The organism is uncultured Rikenella sp. (assembly GCF_910579375.1).
In the GTDB taxonomy this organism is placed as follows: Bacteria; Bacteroidota; Bacteroidia; order Bacteroidales; family Rikenellaceae; genus Rikenella.
On the sequence record NZ_CAJTUJ010000011.1, the window covers coordinates 16,553 to 33,984 of the forward strand.

Genomic DNA, 17,432 nt, shown 5'->3' on the forward strand with positions numbered 1-17,432 from the left:
TATGGAAAAGATTTTTAAGTCAGTAATGGCATTGACTATTGCTCTTGCAATGGTCGCTTGTGGCGGTAATGCAAACAATGGAGGTCGTAAGTCACAGGAACTTTCGGGTGCTGGTGCAACATTCCCACTCCCTTTCTACAATGTGGTTTTCGAGCAGTTTCGTCAGGCAAATGGCGACCAAGTAGCCTACGGTGGTATCGGCTCTGGTGGCGGTGTTCGCAACTTGCGTGATAAGATTGTTGATTTCGCTGGTAGCGATGCCTTCCTTTCGGATAAGGAGATGGCAGAGATGGCTCCCGTGGTACACATCCCTACTTGTATGGGTGCTGTGGTTGTGGCCTACAACCTTGATGGCGTTAAGGAGCTTAAGCTGTCGGGCGAGGTTATCGCCGACATCTTTGCTGGTAATATCAAGATGTGGAACAACGAGCGAATTGCGGCTCTCAACCCCGACGTAAAACTTCCTTCTGAAGTTATCATCCCCGTATATCGTTCCGACGGCTCAGGTACAACATTCGTATTTACCGACTATCTGACAAAGGTTAGCCCTATGTGGCGTGAGAAGTTTGGTGCTGGCAAATCGGTAAACTTCCCTTCGGGACAGGCGGCAAAGGGCAACCCTGGTGTAGCTGGTGTAATCAAGCAGACCAAGAACTCTATCGGCTATGTAGGCTCGGAGTATGCCTTTGCACAGAAGATTCCCTATGCACGCATACAAAACCTAAGAGGCGAGTTTGTCCTGCCTTCATCGGCTACCATCTCGGCAGCAGCCTCGGGCGTAATTCCTGCCGATACTCGTTGCTCAATCACTAATGCCGATGCTGCTGGTGCATATCCCATCTCAACATTCACTTGGATGATTATCTACAAGGAGCAAAATTACTCTGATCGCTCGAAAGAGCAGGCTGCAGCTACACTCGACCTCTTGAAATATATTCTCTCGGATGAGGCACAGCATATCACATCAGAGGTTCATTATGCACCGCTTCCAGCAAAGGCAAAGGAGTTGAGTATGACAAACTTGAAGACCGTTACTTATGACGGTGTGGCAATATTGCAATAACAGATAGCTATGAACGATAAATTATATAAAATCCTATTGTTCGCAGCTGCATTGATAATGCCGATAGTGTGCGGGGGCGTGGTTTACGCCCTCGTCACTGACGCATACGAAGCATTCGAGCACTTCGGATTCTTCAAGTTCCTCACCTCGTCGGAGTGGAGCTATACCGAGGGTGCGGAGCAATACGGAGCATTGCCCTTTATTACGGGTACGCTGATGACAACCCTTTTGGCTCTTATCTTTTGCATTCCCTTTTCTCTGCCCGTTGCATTGTTCGTAGGCGAGTATTTCAAGGGAACAAAGGTGGCAGCCGTGTTGAGTACCGTAACCGACCTGTTGGCGGGTATTCCCTCAATCATTTATGGCTTGTGGGGCTTCTACACCTTGCGACCAATCATTATGGCTCTCAATATCTCACCGCAAGGCTCTGGCGTATTGACCGCATCGCTTGTCTTGGCAATTATGATTATCCCTTATGCAGCATCACTCAGTGCCGAGTTTATCAAGATGGTGCCAAACGACCTAAAAGAGGGTGCGTATAGCCTTGGAGCAACCCGTGCCGAAGTTATCCGCAAGGTTGTCTTCCCCGTTGCGGGTTCGGGTATCTTCTCATCCTATATCCTGGCTATTGGTCGTGCCTTGGGCGAGACGATGACCGTAACGATGCTTATCGGCAACACGAACAACATCCCCGACTCAATTACCTCAACGGGAAACTCTATGGCATCAATCATTGCCAACCAATTCGGCGAGGCTGACGATTTGCGACTCTCATCACTTATTGCTATCGGTTTGATTCTCTTTCTGATAACCGCAGCAATCAATATGGTGGGTAAGATAATGATTAAACGAGCAAGAATAGTGTAGTATGAATAGATTTAGACTAAAAAATCGTTTGGCAAAGGACAAGCTTATGCTTTGGAGCGTATGTTTTCTTGCCGCTCTTACGGCCGTGCCACTGCTTGCCATATTGGGCGAGGTGCTGCTTAAAGGTTATGACCAGCTCTCGTGGTCGTTCTTTACCGAGCCTACACCTACGGCTTACAAGGCAATGAAGGCAATCGAGGCGGGTGAGCCTATCCCTGGCGGTATTGCAAATGGTATTGTCGGCACAATGATAATGCTTGGTATGGCGGTCGTTGTTGCTGTACCTGTGGGTATCTTGTGCGGTGCATTCTTGGCAGAGAATAGCAAGAATCGTTTTGCACAGGTGGTAAGCTATTTGACTGACCTTTTGCAGGGTACACCATCGGTGATTATCGGTATTATCACCTACATTTGGGTTGTTGTTCCAATGAAGGGTTATTCGGCAATCGCAGGTAGTGTGGCACTCTGTATTATGATGCTTCCGCTTATTATTCGCTCGACCGAAGAGACTCTGAAAATCCTCCCTGCATCGCTTAAAGAGGCAGGATTGGCATTGGGTGGCAATAAGGCTCGTGTGATGATGAAAGTGCAGTTGCCCGCAGCCTTCGGTGGTATCTTTACGGGTGTATTGCTCGCTATCTCACGAGTGATTGGTGAGACCGCACCGCTAATGTTCACTGCGCTTGGTTGCTCGCTTATACGCTTCTCTATCGACAAGCCTATCTCGGCAGTACCCCTGCTTATATGGGAGTTCTTCAACGACCCGAACCTACAAGAGCTTATTTGGGGCGCATCGCTCTTCCTCTTGTTATTCGTACTTACATTAAACCTTACCGCTAAATATCTTGCAAAGAAATGGAATCAGTAAAACCTATATTGGAGTTTAAGAAGACTTGCGTATCATATACCAAGCAAACTATGGCTGTGAAATATGTATCAGCAGCCATTGAGCGAAATACAATCACGGCTATTATGGGACCTTCGGGCTGTGGTAAATCGACACTTCTGCGTGCCGTAAATCTTATGCACAACCTCTATCCGAATATCCGTGTCGATGGCGAAATCCTGCTCAATGGCGAAAATATCCTTGCGATGGAGCCTATCGATGTGCGTCGTCGTGTGGGTATGGTCTTCCAGCGCCCTGCGCCATTCCCAACGATGAGCATCTACGACAATGTTCTGTCGGGTTTTGCATTGAACGGCATCAAACTCTCCAAGGCAGAGAAAGATGCAACCGTGGAGCGTTGCTTGCGTAGCGTTGCCCTTTGGGAGGAGGTCAAGGATGTACTGAACAAGAAGGGAACATTCCTCTCGGGTGGTCAGCAGCAGCGTCTGTGTATCGCCCGTGCTTTGGCAATGAAGCCCGATGTTCTTCTGATGGATGAGCCAACATCTGCACTCGACCCCATTGCGACAAAGCATATCGAGGAGTTGCTATTGGAGCTACAGAAGGAGGTTACAATCCTTATTGTGACGCACAATATGGGGCAGGCAAAACGCATATCTTCGAAGTCGATGTTTATGTACCTGGGCGAGCTGGTTGAGTATGATGACACCGCCAAGATGTTCACCAACCCCTTGGACGAGCGCACCAAAGCCTACCTTACTGGTAAGATGGGTTAATAATGTTCTGACAATAGTACAAGTTTAGTTTATTCCATTGGCTATATACCCAAAACGGACTAAACTTATTTGTGCATTGACAGCATAAAATATGCTGGCGAAAAAAGAAATTATCGCAACTTCTCTTTTCGTCAGCATTATTTTTATACCTTTGTAGTGTCGGAGGCGAAAGAAAACATAAATAATCACCTACCACAACGAAAAATTTTATAGTGGTATTTCTGCATTACTATCTTCCCGAAATCTCCGATTTTGTATGCAAATTGCATGTTATAAAATTACATAAGAACCACGATATACGTGAGTAATAATTTGATAATTAGGTAGATGTTTTAGGTTGTCGAATTGGCAGCTTATTTACTTATAGGTAAAAAGTAGGCAAAAAGCACATTCAAGGGGGGACTACATTCCCCTTGAAAATCCCCTCCTAAAATATTGACTCCTTCTCTTTAATTTGGAATGAACAACTGGCGGGTCGAGCTTTTGCGACCCGCTAGGGTCGCGCGGGCCGCAGGAGAGAGTTTCTATGCTTTGTTCGCGCGCCTGCGCGATTCATCTATATTCGGCTCACGCCGAAATAGTGAATCGCTCTTTTAGACGGGGCGCGCGATGCCGCCGAGCACTCCGAATAGGCTGTGTCTACCTCAATAGACGTTGTGCATCCGTCGCCTGCGGCAATTCTTGCCGGATTGGCCAAGTGCCAACCGACAGAATTTGCCCATCTACGCGGGCGGGCGACGGGATCAAGCTTTGACCCGTTTGAAACTGCCCTCAAGCCGGGCGGGCTCCGCTTACGCCGCGGGGGCGGTGCCTACCGGCACCCGGAGTGGGCAGCCTCTACCCTCGTTCTCTGATCGCGCGCCGGAGTTGAGAAAAACGATCCAAACACAAAAAAGCGTTGTGCATCGCTCTTGTCGATGCACAACGCTTTTCTATAACCGGAAAAACCGGACGGACGACTACATCATGCCGCCCATACCTCCCATTCCGGCCGGCATAGCCGGTGCAGGATTTTCTTCCTTAATATCGGCCAGCACGCATTCGGTGGTCAGGAACATCGATGCCACGGAAGCGGCGTTTTCCAAGGCCACACGAGCCACTTTGGTCGGGTCGATAATCCCGGCTTTGAAGAGGTCTTCGTACTGGTCGGCACGGGCATTGTACCCGAATGCACCCTTCCCTTCTTTCACTTTATTGACCACGACCGAACCTTCGCCGCCGGCATTGGCTACGATCTGACGCAACGGTTCTTCGATGGCGCGTTTCACGATGTGAATCCCGGTGGTTTCGTCGTCGTTGTCGCCTTTGAGCTTTTCGAGCGCAGCGGTAGCACGGATATAAGCCACGCCGCCACCCGGGATGATCCCTTCGGCGACCGCAGCACGGGTCGCTGCCAGTGCATCGTCGACGCGGTCTTTCTTCTCTTTCATTTCGACTTCGGTCGCTGCACCTACATAGAGCACGGCCACGCCGCCGGCCAATTTAGCCAGGCGTTCCTGAAGCTTTTCTTTGTCGTAGTCCGAGGTCGAGGCTTCGATCTGTTTCCGGATCTGAGCTACACGATCCTGGATGGCGTCTTTCTTGCCGGCTCCGTTGACGATCGTCGTATTTTCTTTGGTCAGCGTCACTTTCTCTGCCGAACCGAGCATATCGATGGTCGCAGCGTCGAGTTTCAGGCCGGTCTCTTCCGAAATCACGGTTCCGCCGGTCAGAATAGCGATGTCCTGCAACATCTCTTTGCGACGGTCGCCGAAGCCGGGAGCCTTGACGGCAGCAATCTTCAGCGTGCCGCGCAATTTGTTGAGCACGAGCGATGAAAGGGCTTCGCCGTCGACGTCTTCGGCGATCACGAGCAGGGCACGCCCGCTCTGTGCCACCGGTTCGAGCACCGGAAGAAGTTCTTTCATGGTCGAAACTTTCTTGTCGGTGATCAGGATGTAGGGCTTTTCGAGGTCGGCTTCCATCTTCTCGGGGTCGGTCATGAAGTAGGGAGAGATGTAACCGCGGTCGAACTGCATCCCTTCGACCACATCGACATGGGTCTCGGTCCCTTTGGCTTCTTCGACGGTGATAACGCCTTCTTTCTTCACTTTGCTCATCGCTTCGGCGATCAACTTACCGATGGTGGAGTCGTTGTTGGCCGAAATGGTACCGACTTGCTCGATTTTGCTGATGTCGTCGCCGACTTGCTGGCTCTGTTTCTGAAGGTCGGCCACGACGGCGGCAACGGCTTTGTCGATCCCGCGTTTCAAATCCATCGGGTTGGCGCCGGCGGTCACGTTCTTGATCCCGGTGGTAATAATGGCCTGGGCAAGCACGGTGGCGGTGGTCGTCCCGTCACCGGCGTCATCGTTGGTCTTCGAGGCTACTTCTTTCACGAGCTGGGCGCCCATATTGGCGACGTTGTCTTCCAGTTCCACTTCTTTGGCTACGCTGACGCCGTCCTTGGTCACTTGCGGAGCACCGAACTTTTTGTCGATCAGCACATTCCGACCTTTCGGCCCGAGGGTCACTTTCACGGCATTGGCCAGTGCGTCTACGCCGGATTTCAACTGTTCACGGGCGTCGGTATCGAATATAATCTGTTTTGCCATCTTTGTAATTGATGTTTTATTTATGAATTTGGTTTGAGGGTACTGTTCTTTTTGTTCACAAAAAGAACAAAAAAAACTTTAGACGGATGCTGGCGCATCCTTAAGCTGCCGGCGGCCCTGTTCTCGGATTCTTCTTTGGGTCGGGGTTCTTCGGGGCGCGTGGGGTAATACTCGCATTATACGCGCCCCGGAAGAATTCCGACCCAAAAACAATCGCAAAGCATGAGGACTGCGGAGCCTAAGGCGTAGCGTAGCTATCACGAAAGTTCTTTGCGCCGCTTTCTTACAAGAAAGCGGCAGTTCCCTCCAGCTCAATGCAAAATAGAGCGATTAAATAATCGCGAGGATGTCATTTTGTTTCATGATGAGATAATCCTTCCCATCGAACGAGATTTCAGTGCCCGCATACTTGCCGTAGAGCACCTGATCGCCCGCTTTGACCTCCATCTTGACCTCGTCGGTACCCGGGCCCACCGCCACTACCGTACCGGCAAGCGGTTTTTCTTTGGCCGTGTCAGGAATGAAGAGACCCGAAGCGGTTTTTTCTTCCGCCGGTTTCGGCTCGATCAGCACGCGATCTGCTAACGGTTTGATTTTCATGATCAGTAAATGTTTTATTTGTATTGGATTCTGAATTCGGTATCGTTCAGCGGTGGCGGTACTATGCATATTTTATGCCAAAGCGGCACGGCTGACTATTTATGTCAAAATGACAGCCCATAGGCTGTCATTTTGAGCATGAGGTATCGCAATAAACGCCAGGCTATCCTGCGATCATACGTTGTATCTCGCGGACGCGCCGCTCGACTTCCGCCGGATCGGAGGGCTCCATGAAGTGACGCACGAGGCAGGGATTCCGGGCGCCGACTGCCAAAACGGCCGGCAGGGTCTCCGGAAAAATCCCGCCGATGGAGACCACCGGCAGCTGCGCGAAGCCGAGCACCTCGCGCAACTGCTCGGTCCCGACCACCGGATCGGGCACGGCTTTGGTGGTGGTCGGATAAACGGGCCCGAAGCCGATATAGTCTACTCCCTCGGAAGCCAACGCGGCGCGGGCCTGCTCGATGGAGTGGGTGGAGAGTCCCACGATCATCTTCCGGCCGACGATGCGCCGCACAGCGGACACGGGCAAGTCGCCCTGGCCGACGTGGACGCCGTCGGCATCGCTCAGCAGGGCGATGTCGGGCCGGTCGTTGACGATAAATCGGGTCTCCGTTCCGCGGGTCACGGCGCGCACTTCGCGGGCAATGCGCAACAACTCGCCGTCGGGCAAATCCTTCTCGCGCAGCTGGAGCATCCGAACGCCGCAACGAACGGCCACTTCGGCGGCTGCGACGTGTCCCACGGCGGGACGAGTGAGGATGACGTAGAGGCCGAAGTTATCCATCGATCCGGGCGATCATCAGTTCGGCAGCTTTCCGGCCCGACATCAGCATGCCGCCGAAAATCGGCCCCATACGGAATGCGCCGCTCACGCCGTTGGCCGCCATACCGCTCACGAACAGACCCGGATAGACCTCCTTGGTGTTCTCGACGGTGAGCCGCTCGCCCTCTTCGACGTTCAGCGACCGTTCGCCGGCCACTTCACCGGTCGGAGTATTGAGCCGGACGTTGTTCTTACGGGCCACCAGGCGGGCGATCATACAGTCGTGGCCGGTGCCTTCGAGCACGGCGCGGGCGGTCACCATCAGAGGGTCGACATGCATCCCTTCGCGCATCACGGGGGCCCAGTTCACGACCAGACCGGCTACCTCTTCGTTGTGGAAGATGACGTCTTCCACGGAGTAGCAGTTAAAAATAGTAGCCCCGGCTTTGGTGGCGGCGTAGACGAGGGCGGAGGTGGCGTGCACGGAGTCCAGCACGTAAGTCCCCTCTTTATAAGGTTTGTAGCTGACGCCGAGTTCGTCGAGAATGGGCAGGGCTTCCTGCTGGACGATGATGTCGTTGAACATCATGGCGCCGCCCCACATGCCGCCGCCGGGGGCGAGTTTGCGTTCGTAGAGAACGACGCGTTTGCCGGCTTTCGCCAGATAGTAAGCGGCCACGAGTCCGGACGGGCCGCCGCCGACGATGGCGGCATCGACCGAGAGGTTGGCTTTCAGCTTTTCGAAATAGTTTTCGACTATCCCGAGGGAAACGAGTTTTTCCATCGTTCGAATGATTTTTTACAGGTACGATTTTCCCCCTCGACAGGCCGGGAGCGTCCGGGGCGCAGGGCCCTCCGGTTCCAGGAGGGGACACAAATATAGGGGTTGCGGCGCAAAAATGCTATTTTTGCCGGACAAGATTTTGCTGACGGGTGGAATATTACGACAAAGACGTGGCACGGGAGCGAATGGATCGCTTCGGGGCGGAGGGGCGGCCGTTTCTGTTCCTGATCGACTATGCGATGCGGGCTTGTGTGGTGGAGCCGCTGGAGGAGGTGGATCCGGCCCGGCTGCTCTATGCGATCGGCGGACGGACGAATGTTTTCGCGCTGGGCGACGGAGCTCCGGAATTAGTATGGGAACCGCGGTTTTGCACGCGGGAGGAGTACGACCGGGGGTTCGAGGTGGTCATGGGACATTTGCGGGCGGGGAACAGCTATCTGGTCAATCTGACGTGCGAAACGCCGGTGACTTGCAACCTGACGCTGCGCGAGGTGTTCGACGGCACGGAGGCGCGGTACAAGCTCTGGTTCGACGACCGGTTCGTCTGTTTCTCGCCGGAACGGTTCGTGCGGATCGGGGCGGAGGGGCGGATTTCGACCTTCCCGATGAAGGGGACGATCGATGCGGCGCTGCCGGAGGCGGAACGACGGGTGTTGGAGGATGCGAAAGAGGCGGCGGAGCATGCGACGATCGTCGATCTGCTGCGCAACGACCTGAGCCGGGTGGCGACGGGGGTGCGGGTGGAGCGGTATCGCTATGTCGACCGGGTGGCGACGCATGCGGGGGAGTTGTTGCAGGTCAGCTCGGAGATCAGCGGGAAGTTACGAACGAATTGGCGCGATCGCGTGGGGTCGATCTTGTTCGAGTTGCTGCCGGCGGGGTCGGTGACGGGGGCGCCGAAACTCCGAACGCTGGAAATCATCGCGGAGGCGGAGACCTACGACCGGGGGTATTATACGGGGGTGTGCGGGCTGTTCGACGGGAGGGAGCTGGAGAGCGGGGTGATGATCCGTTTTCTGGAACGGGCGCCGGGGGCGGAGCGGGGGGAGTATCTGTTCAAGAGCGGCGGGGGGATCACGTTCCGCAGCGACCGGACGGCGGAGTATGCGGAAATGAAACAGAAAGTCTATGTGCCTTTGCGTGGAAACGATACGGATCGCTGACGGCTGCTGGCCGGAGGCTGAAATCCTGCATCTGCATCAGGAGCGGGTCGAACGCACGTGCCGGGAGCGGTACGGCGTCGCCGCGGTGCCGGAGTTGGCGGCGATCCGAAGGGGATATCCGGTGCCGGGAGATTTACACGAGGGGGTGGCGAAGTGTCGGGTGGTCTACGGGGCTAAGGGGGTCGAGGCGGTGGAATATGGGCGTTATACGCCTCCCCGGATCGGTTCGTTGCTGGCGGCGGAGGTCGAGTCTTTCGACTACGGGTACAAGTATGCCGACCGGAGGGAACTGACTGTGTGGCACGACCGGGCGGTGGCGAAGGGCTATGGCGATGCGCTGCTGCTCCGCGACGGGCGGGTCACGGACACGACGTTTTGCAATGTGGCGTTCCGGGTGGCGGGAGGCTCGCGCGAGCTCTGGCACACGCCGGCTTCACCGCTCTTGCGCGGGACGATGCGGGAATGGCTAATCAAACGGGGGACGATCGTCCCCCGTGAAATTCGACTCGAAAACTTACGCGAGGGGCACTACTCCCATATCGCGCTGTTCAATGCGATGAATGATTTCGGCACGCTGCTCTTGCCGATCAACCGAATTGACTATTAATCTGTTAATCTGTGTACTTTGGGTTGGAGGGTACTGTTCTCTTTGTGAACAAAGAGAACCAGAAAAACTTTAGAGCGCATCCCTGCGGGATGCTCTGGCCGTGTCTGCCCGATTGGGTTGGGCTGGATTTTCGGCGGGCGCGCTAATAATAGGCATAGAACCCCACGCGCGCCTCGCCTGAAAATCCCAGCCCAACGAACAAGGCAGAGAGAACCCGTGGTCGGCCCACCGGGACGACCTCTGCAAAAGTTCTTTGGGTACCTTTCTTTCAAGAAAGGTACGGTTCTATCCAGCACAAAGAACAGATTATAAAGCATTCAGTTCACGGCAAGGAGGCAGTTCGTCGCCGTAGTAATCCGCCAACCGAACCAATTCCCGGCGGAGACGAGTCGTCACCCCGTTCGTTCCCGGCGTGCCGTACAGGTTGTGCATCTCGTGCGGATCGCGTTTCAGGTCGTAGAGTTCGAAATAGCACTCCGCCGGAACCGGCGTCTCGTTGCTGAAGAAATAGACCAGTTTCCACCGCCCGTCGTGCACGCCGGCGTGCTGCATCACGTTGTGAATCCCGGGGTTCTCCCAATACCGATAATACAAAGTCTTTCGCCAATCGCGCCCCGGTTTCACCGCCCGGTCGCCGCCCCGGGCCACGGCTCGGAACGATTCGCCCTGCATGCTGTCCGGTTTCTCGATCCCGCACCAGTCGAGCAGGGTCGGGGCAAAGTCGATGTTCTGCACCAAGGTGCTTTCGGCCTCCGTCCCCGCCGGAATTTCAGCCGGATAACGGATCACGAGGGGCATCCGCATCGACTCTTCGTACATGAACCGTTTGTCGAACCAGCCGTGTTCGCCGAGGTAGAAGCTCTGGTCGGAGGCGTAGACCACGATGGTGTTCTCCGCCAGCCCCGTGCTGTCGAGATAGTCGAGCATCTTTCCGATATTCTCGTCCACGGCGGCGATGGTCGAAAAGTAGTCGCGCATGTAACGCTGGAATTTCCAACGGGTCAGACTATCACCGGTAGGAGGATTGTCGTAGTAGGCCTGATTCGCGGCATCGTAGGAGGCGATGTAGGCCTCCCGCTCGGTGGAGTCCATGAACCGATAGTCGGGCCCCCAGTCGGTTTTGGGATCCCACCCGTCGCGACGGGTATAGAGCTTGAGGTCGTAAGCGGGCATCAGGTGACCGGCGATGCTCATCTCCTGCCGACCGGCGGCCACGCGTCCCTCCCAGGTGTCGAAAAGGTTGTCGGGATAGGGAAAGAAGGTGTGCTCGTGCAAGGTGAGGTGCCGCGGGGCGGGTTGAAAATTCCGATGCGGGGCCTTGTTGTGCACCATAATAAAGAAGGGCCGGTCTTTGTGGGCGTCGATCCAAGCGATACTCTCGTCGGTGACGATGTCGGTCACATAGCCGCGTTGGCGGACGGTGTCGCCGCTCATGGTCACGAAGTCGGGGTTGTAGTACATCCCTTGGTCGTCGAGCACTTTCCAGTAGTCGAATCCGGTGGGGTAGGTTTTCAGGTGCCACTTGCCGATAATAGCGGTGGAGTAACCGTTCGCTTTCAGGACTTTGGGCAGGGTGGTCTGCGAACCGTCGAAAAAGTCGGCGTTGGTTCGGAAACCGTTGGCGTGACTGTGTTTGCCGGTCAGAATCGTCGCGCGACTGGGCCCGGAGACGGAGTTGCCGCAATATGCTCGGTCGAAACGCACGCCTTCGGCGGCGATGCGGTCGATATTCGGGGTCGGGGCGACCTGAGACAGGGGGTGGCCGTAGGCGCTGATGGCCTGCACGGCGTGGTCGTCGGACATGATGTAGACGATATTGGGCCGTTTCTGAGGTTCGGATGACGGTTTGTCGGCACTTTGTGCACTGCCGGTCACGGCGCATAAGGCGCCGGAAAGGGCGAACAAGGGTCGATTCATGGGTAGTGGTTTATAGCTTTGGGGGTTGTTTCTTTTCCGCTTTATAAGGGTGAGTGGGGCGAACTGTAAAACGCCCCGTGGGTACGCACCACAGGGCATTTTACCGGCCCGAAGAGGGCCCCAAACAAAGGCGCTTACGCATCGTTCAGGCGACGACGATGCCTGTCGGCAAGCTATTTCCGCAAAAATTTCCGGGGTTTGACCATGTTCTCCGGACGAAGAATATTGTCCAGCTCCTCTTTGGACATCAATTTCTTCTCCAACACCAGGTCATAGATCCCCTTGCCGGTATGAAGCGCCTCTTTGGCGAGCTCGGTCGAGGTTTCGTATCCCAGGTACGGATTCAGGGCGGTCACCAAACCGATGCTGTGGTAGACCATATCCCGGCACCGATCCGTATTGGCTGTAATCCCCAGGATGCACTTCTCGCGCAGGGTGTCCATCCCGTGAACCATCATTACGATCGATTCCAGAATGCTGTAGACGATGATCGGTTCCATCACGTTCAGTTCCAGCTGGCCCGCTTCGGCGGCCATGGTCACGGTGAGGTCGTTCCCGATCACCTTGTAAGCGATCTGGTTCACCACCTCGGGAATCACGGGGTTCACCTTGCCCGGCATGATCGACGAGCCGGGCTGCATCGGAGGCAGGTTGATCTCGTTCAGACCGGTTCGCGGCCCGGACGACAACAACCGAAGGTCGTTGCAAATTTTCGACAACTTGACGGCCATCCGCTTCACGGCAGACGAGTAGATCACGAAGGCGCCCGTATCATTCGTCGCCTCGATCATGTTGGTGGCGGCGGTAATCGGAAGCCCGGTAATCTCGCGCAGGTACTTGATACATATCTGGCTGTACTGCGGATCGGCGTTGATCCCGGTGCCGATGGCGGTGGCGCCCATATTCACTTCGAGCAGCAGTTTGGCGTTCTGTTCCAGACGGTCGATCTCTTCGGAGAGGTTGGCGGCGTAGGCGTCGAACTCCTGACCGAGGGTCATCGGCACGGCGTCCTGAAGCTGGGTACGCCCCATCTTGATGACTTGGGCGAATTCGATCCCTTTGGCATGGAAGGCGCCGATCAGCTCGCGCAACGAGGCGATCAAGTCCTGGGTCTGATAAATCAGGGCGATCTTCACGGCGGTCGGATAGGCGTCGTTGGTCGACTGCGAGTGGTTCACGTCGTTGTTCGGGTGGCAGTGGGCGTATTCGCCGCGCCGGTGGCCGAGAATCTCCAACGCGCGGTTGGCGATCACTTCGTTGGCGTTCATATTGGTGGAAGTCCCGGCGCCGCCCTGCACCATATCGACGACGAACTGGTCGTCGAGTTTCCCCTGCTCTACTTCGTGGCAGGCGGCGATAATGGCGTCGGCCACGTCAGACTTGATCTCGCCGAGGTCGCGGTTGGCTTTGGCCGCGGCTTCCTTGACCATGGCGAGCGCTTTGATGAAGTAGGGGTACATGCAGAGCCGCACCCGACTGATGTGGAAGTTGTCGAGCGCGCGCATGGTCTGCACGCCGAAGTAGTATTCCACCGGAATGTCCAGTTCGCCCAACAAGTCGTGTTCCCGCCGGGTCTTGCCCGAAAGCGGCATCTTGGTAATGTCCATATCTTTCTGACTTTTTACAAAATTATCACTTGCAATAATCGGCCAACAGGCCTGCCATCTCGCCCTGTAACTGACGGGCGGCCGCGCCGGCTGCTTCGGCGAAGTCGCGGCCGTCGGAGGCGTAAATGATTCCGCGCGAGGAGTTGACGAGCAGTCCGCACCGGCTGTTCATCCCGCACCGGGCGACTTCGCTGAGCGACCCGCCCTGAGCGCCCACGCCGGGAACCAGCAGGAAGTGGTCGGGCACGATAGCCCGCACGCGTTCGAGCTGTTCTGCCCGCGTTGCTCCGACGACATACATGGTATTATCCTCTGTCCCCCAGCTCATGGAGTTCCGCAGGACGCGTTCATAGAGCATCTCGCCGCCGGCTAAAGCCAAAGTTTCGAAATCCTGCGCGGAGGGGTTGGAGGTCAAGGCAAGCAGCACGGCCCACTTCCCGGGATAGGCATAGAAAGGTTCGGCGGTGTCGCTCCCCATATAGGGCGAGAGGGTGACGGCGTCGAAGTCCATCTCCTGAAAGAAGACGCGGGCGTACATCTGGGAGGTATTGCCGATATCGCCTCGTTTGGCGTCGGCGATCAGGAATTGCTCGGGATACCGCTCGCGCAGGTACCGGACGGTCTTCACCAGGGCGTTCCACCCTTTCACTCCCGCAGCTTCATAGAATGCGAGGTTGGGTTTATAGCTGACGCAATACGGTGCGGTGGCGTCGATGACGGCCTTATTAAAGGCGAAGATGGGGTCTTCGTCGCCCAACAGATGCTGAGGCACTTTCTTCAGGTCGGTGTCGAGGCCGACGCAGAGGAAGCTCTCTTTGGCGCGTATCTGTCGAAATAGTTGTTGCGAGGTCATGGCCGGGCGGGGTTTGGGTCGGCTCCGTCTCTCTCGGCGAAACCGAACGTGGATATAATAGAGCAAATATAAAGAAGTTTTTACAGAAAACGGGCGGGGACGGGGAATTAAATCGGATGAATGCTCCGTTGCTTCGCCATGTGTTTATCCGGAACCGGGATTCAATATTTTTACTATATTTGGATGGTAATTAAAACCGATTGGCCTATGATGCAAACTTCTCATTAGCACATTTTTCCGATTTTTCCTCTTCCGGCGGGCGATGGTCGCGGGGCCGGGAGAGACGACATAAAAAGCGTTAACTTTTATTCTTGCTTTCTGAAATCTGGACAATTTCAAAAGCCGCAAGGAGTAAAGTGTAACGCCTGCGTAGCGATACGTGGGCTTTACTCTATTATCTTGCGGCATAGGTAGTCCAGAACCTCAGAAAGCGGATGACAGGTATTGTCCCACGTTTTTTATGCCTTTTATCAAAACGAAAAACAAAGGCTCACTATGGAGAATCTCACCATCCGCCCTCATCACGTTTTATTTTTTGATCTAGACGACACACTGGTCGATACAAATTATGCAAATTTTCTATCCTATCAATCTGCTTTTTTATTGGCAGGTCAATCTGATTTTCACGTCATTTACGATCCGAACATACGGTTTAATCGGAAAATATTTCAACAAATATTCCCAGATCTGGAACAGTCCATATTTCATATGATCATCCAACTCAAAGAAAAACAATTCCAACCCACAAATACACGTCTGAACACTCAGATGGCTGATATTTTACGAAACTACTCGAAAACACACCGAACAGTTTTAGTTACCGATTGCAACGCAAACAGAGCAAAAGCAATCTTATCACATCACAAACTTTTAGAACATTTCAGTGATTTGTTATTCGGCCGCCCCGAAAATAACGCAGAAGAGAACAAATTCCAATATGCGATCCGTACATTGAATATTTCCCCTGCCTCAATCATCGTTTTTGAAAACGATGAGCAAAACATAGTGGCCGCTCAGGAAGTTGGCATTCTACAGATTATTAATCCGAAAAAGATCAGCAGTCATGAAATTCTGTAGCAATCTTGATCAACCATCAATCAACATAAAACGTTTTACCATTCAACCGGTAAATCAAATACTTCACAGTTCAGTATCTGCTTTTTATCATGACGATTATCATGGTGGAGATGCAGAACGCAGAAACACTCCACAAAGTGTCGAGAACATCATTTGCACACTAAAAAACCAATTTAAAGACAAATCGCAATCTCTTTTAGAAACAACTTCTCACTTTTTGACCGAGATCTTAATGGAAGATTTACCCAAAATTCTACAAACAACAGGCAAAGAAGCCTTAACTGTTTGCGTGATTCCTCGGGCTAAAAAGGAGACAGATTATAATTCCAATCAACGATTATTTAAGACTACGGTCAGTCGAGTTGTCGAACAATTAACTCACTTCCACAATGGCACAAACTACATAATCCGACACACAAATACAAGAACCACTCATCTGGATCGAAGTGGATATGGCGGAGATGGAGCCAGGCCCTATCCTGGGATCACAAAAAAAACTTGTACGATTTCCCCAGAAGTAAAAAATAAAGATATACTTTTGATAGACGACCTGTACACAAAAACGGCCAATATTGATGAAGATGCGATTCAAGCATTCTTCGATATGGGTGCCAATTCTGTGACATTTTATGCCATAGGAAAAACAGTATCGAAATTTTAACGCAAAACATTCATAATGAAATACACAGAACATGCTCTCAATGTTTTGACAGCCATGTCTTATCATAATATTGGCAAGGCTTGGATTGTAAAAAATATAACCCCCGGCGATGACATGAGCACTATTGTTTCCAAGATACGACAGACGCGGGAAAACGAAACACTCACCATCAACGATTTTGAATCCAAGAGACAAAAATTCACTGAATTTATACACCGGTTTGAAGACTCTTGTGACGGATGTGTGGCTTGGGGAGATAAAGCTTTTCCTGAATACCGCGGAAATGTCCCGAAAGATAGTGAACGTCCTGTTTTTCTCTACTACAAAGGAAATCTGGACCTATTAACAATCGACAACCCCAAAATATCTGTTATCGGATTATTAAATCCGGCAGGCGACATAGAAAATAGAGAGCGGGAAATAGTAACAGAGTTTGTTAAAAACGGAGCTACAATTGTCAGCGGACTGGCATTAGGATGCGATAGCATTGCACACAGCCAAACCTTGGAGTCCGGAGGAAAAACCATAGCAATTTTACCCAGTCACCTAAACGACATTCTACCGGCTCGGAATAGAAAATTAGCCTATGATATCATTGAAGATGGAGGTCTTCTTATTACCGAATACGGAAAACCATCTGCCTCGCCAAGAATGCTCAGCGGACAATACATAGAACGAGATCGCTTACAAGCTTTATTTTGCAACACCATCGTCTTAGCAGCAAGCTATGCGTCAAATTCTGCTGAAAAACATCCGAAATTACGCGGACTGAAACTGGATAGTGGAGCAAGACATGCTATGAATAAAGCTGTTGAATACAAGATTCCGCGCGCTGTCATGTATGATAAAGATTCTGACGAATCAAATCCGATGTTCGATTTAAATCGAGAAATAAAAGGCTCATCCGACAATCCCACTATTATCAACCATGACAATTTAATCCAAAGTGTCCGAAAAATCATGACGCGAAAGATTCTTACAATTGAACAGACATCTTTAAAGTTTTAAAAAATCCGATAAGGCTGGAAGTACCTTAATAACGGCTACTCGCAAACCAAACCCTGATCTTTCATGTGTGCTTGGATGAACGGTTCTTGAATAAAAAAAGCCTCTGGTTATCTTACGATAGCCAGAGGCTTGAAGGAGGCGGCGACCTACTCTCCCACAACAAAGTGCAGTACCATCGGCGCGGGCAGGTTTAACTTCTCTGTTCGGAATGGGAAGAGGTGGGGCCCTGCCGCTATTGCCAC

At 53.0% G+C, this 17,432-nt stretch carries 16 protein-coding genes and 1 rRNA gene; 9 read left to right on the forward strand and 8 right to left on the reverse strand.

The features are described 5' to 3' along the window. Nucleotide 1 precedes the first annotated feature (1 nt). From pstS to QZ302_RS02370, 4 genes are read left to right on the forward strand one after another with little or no spacing between them, the layout of a single operon-like run. The gene (pstS, locus tag QZ302_RS02355) at nucleotides 2–1,063 is read left to right on the forward strand and encodes a phosphate ABC transporter substrate-binding protein PstS (RefSeq protein ID WP_294592041.1); all 1,062 of its coding nucleotides are present in this window, start codon (nucleotides 2–4) and stop codon (nucleotides 1,061–1,063) included. Between the two features lie 9 nt (nucleotides 1,064–1,072). Beyond that, nucleotides 1,073–1,930, forward strand: a complete 858-nt coding sequence (pstC, locus tag QZ302_RS02360; protein ID WP_294592043.1) for a phosphate ABC transporter permease subunit PstC — start codon at nucleotides 1,073–1,075, stop codon at nucleotides 1,928–1,930. Between the two features lie 46 nt (nucleotides 1,931–1,976). Then, on the forward strand, nucleotides 1,977–2,798 hold the full coding sequence (gene pstA / locus QZ302_RS02365) for a phosphate ABC transporter permease PstA (protein ID WP_294592083.1): 822 nt from the start codon (nucleotides 1,977–1,979) through the stop codon (nucleotides 2,796–2,798). Beyond that, entirely contained in the window at nucleotides 2,786–3,553 is a 768-nt protein-coding gene (locus tag QZ302_RS02370) for a phosphate ABC transporter ATP-binding protein (protein WP_294592045.1), read from the forward strand. Before pstA ends, QZ302_RS02370 begins: the two co-directional genes overlap by 13 nt. A 959-nt stretch (nucleotides 3,554–4,512) precedes the next feature. Here the strand turns inward: QZ302_RS02370 and groL are convergent. The 4 genes from groL to QZ302_RS02390 form a co-directional block, all read right to left on the reverse strand. After that, complete coding sequence (groL, locus tag QZ302_RS02375; protein WP_294592047.1) at nucleotides 4,513–6,147, reverse strand: chaperonin GroEL; 1,635 nt, start codon at nucleotides 6,145–6,147, stop codon at nucleotides 4,513–4,515. A 330-nt stretch (nucleotides 6,148–6,477) separates the two neighbouring features. After that, nucleotides 6,478–6,747 (reverse strand): co-chaperone GroES, encoded by a 270-nt coding sequence (locus QZ302_RS02380; protein WP_294592049.1) that lies wholly within the window; start codon nucleotides 6,745–6,747, stop codon nucleotides 6,478–6,480. Nucleotides 6,748–6,910: 163 nt separating this feature from the next. Then, nucleotides 6,911–7,534 carry a thiamine phosphate synthase gene (gene thiE / locus QZ302_RS02385; protein ID WP_294592062.1) on the reverse strand — a complete coding sequence of 208 codons (624 nt, stop codon included), beginning with the start codon at nucleotides 7,532–7,534 and terminating at the stop codon, nucleotides 6,911–6,913. Beyond that, on the reverse strand, nucleotides 7,527–8,297 hold the full coding sequence (locus tag QZ302_RS02390) for a sulfide-dependent adenosine diphosphate thiazole synthase (protein ID WP_294592064.1): 771 nt from the start codon (nucleotides 8,295–8,297) through the stop codon (nucleotides 7,527–7,529). The genes thiE and QZ302_RS02390 overlap by 8 nt, the downstream gene beginning before the upstream one ends. A 149-nt stretch (nucleotides 8,298–8,446) precedes the next feature. On the opposite strand from QZ302_RS02390, the gene QZ302_RS02395 reads away from it, so the two are divergent. Together QZ302_RS02395 and QZ302_RS02400 are read left to right on the forward strand one after the other, a co-directional pair. Beyond that, a complete protein-coding gene (locus QZ302_RS02395) occupies nucleotides 8,447–9,460 on the forward strand; it encodes an aminodeoxychorismate synthase component I (RefSeq protein ID WP_294592067.1) in 1,014 nt (337 codons plus the stop codon). Beyond that, nucleotides 9,426–10,067 (forward strand): aminotransferase class IV, encoded by a 642-nt coding sequence (locus QZ302_RS02400; RefSeq protein ID WP_294592069.1) that lies wholly within the window; start codon nucleotides 9,426–9,428, stop codon nucleotides 10,065–10,067. The genes QZ302_RS02395 and QZ302_RS02400 overlap by 35 nt, the downstream gene beginning before the upstream one ends. 306 nt (nucleotides 10,068–10,373) lie before the next feature. Here QZ302_RS02400 and QZ302_RS02405 read toward each other — a convergent pair whose 3' ends face one another. The 3 genes from QZ302_RS02405 to pyrF form a co-directional block, all read right to left on the reverse strand. Then, nucleotides 10,374–11,984, reverse strand: coding sequence for a sulfatase (locus QZ302_RS02405; RefSeq protein WP_294592071.1), 1,611 nt, complete (start codon nucleotides 11,982–11,984; stop codon nucleotides 10,374–10,376). 173 nt (nucleotides 11,985–12,157) lie between these two features. After that, entirely contained in the window at nucleotides 12,158–13,591 is a 1,434-nt protein-coding gene (aspA, locus tag QZ302_RS02410; RefSeq protein WP_294592073.1) for an aspartate ammonia-lyase, read from the reverse strand. A gap of 25 nt (nucleotides 13,592–13,616) precedes the next feature. Next, on the reverse strand, nucleotides 13,617–14,444 hold the full coding sequence (gene pyrF, locus QZ302_RS02415) for an orotidine-5'-phosphate decarboxylase (RefSeq protein ID WP_294592075.1): 828 nt from the start codon (nucleotides 14,442–14,444) through the stop codon (nucleotides 13,617–13,619). A gap of 495 nt (nucleotides 14,445–14,939) precedes the next feature. Between pyrF and QZ302_RS02420 the strand changes: the two genes are divergently transcribed. The 3 genes from QZ302_RS02420 to QZ302_RS02430 are packed head-to-tail and all read left to right on the forward strand — an operon-like array spanning nucleotide 14,940 to nucleotide 17,190. Continuing rightward, nucleotides 14,940–15,521: an HAD hydrolase-like protein gene (locus QZ302_RS02420; protein WP_294592077.1), complete on the forward strand. Its 582-nt coding sequence runs from the start codon at nucleotides 14,940–14,942 to the stop codon at nucleotides 15,519–15,521. Continuing rightward, complete coding sequence (locus QZ302_RS02425) at nucleotides 15,508–16,182, forward strand: phosphoribosyltransferase (protein WP_294592079.1); 675 nt, start codon at nucleotides 15,508–15,510, stop codon at nucleotides 16,180–16,182. Before QZ302_RS02420 ends, QZ302_RS02425 begins: the two co-directional genes overlap by 14 nt. Before the next feature lie 15 nt (nucleotides 16,183–16,197). Next, entirely contained in the window at nucleotides 16,198–17,190 is a 993-nt protein-coding gene (locus QZ302_RS02430) for a DNA-processing protein DprA (RefSeq protein WP_294592081.1), read from the forward strand. A 133-nt stretch (nucleotides 17,191–17,323) separates the two neighbouring features. On the opposite strand, the gene rrf is transcribed toward QZ302_RS02430, so the two are convergent. Next, a 5S ribosomal RNA gene (gene rrf / locus QZ302_RS02435) occupies nucleotides 17,324–17,432 on the reverse strand; the annotation flags it as partial.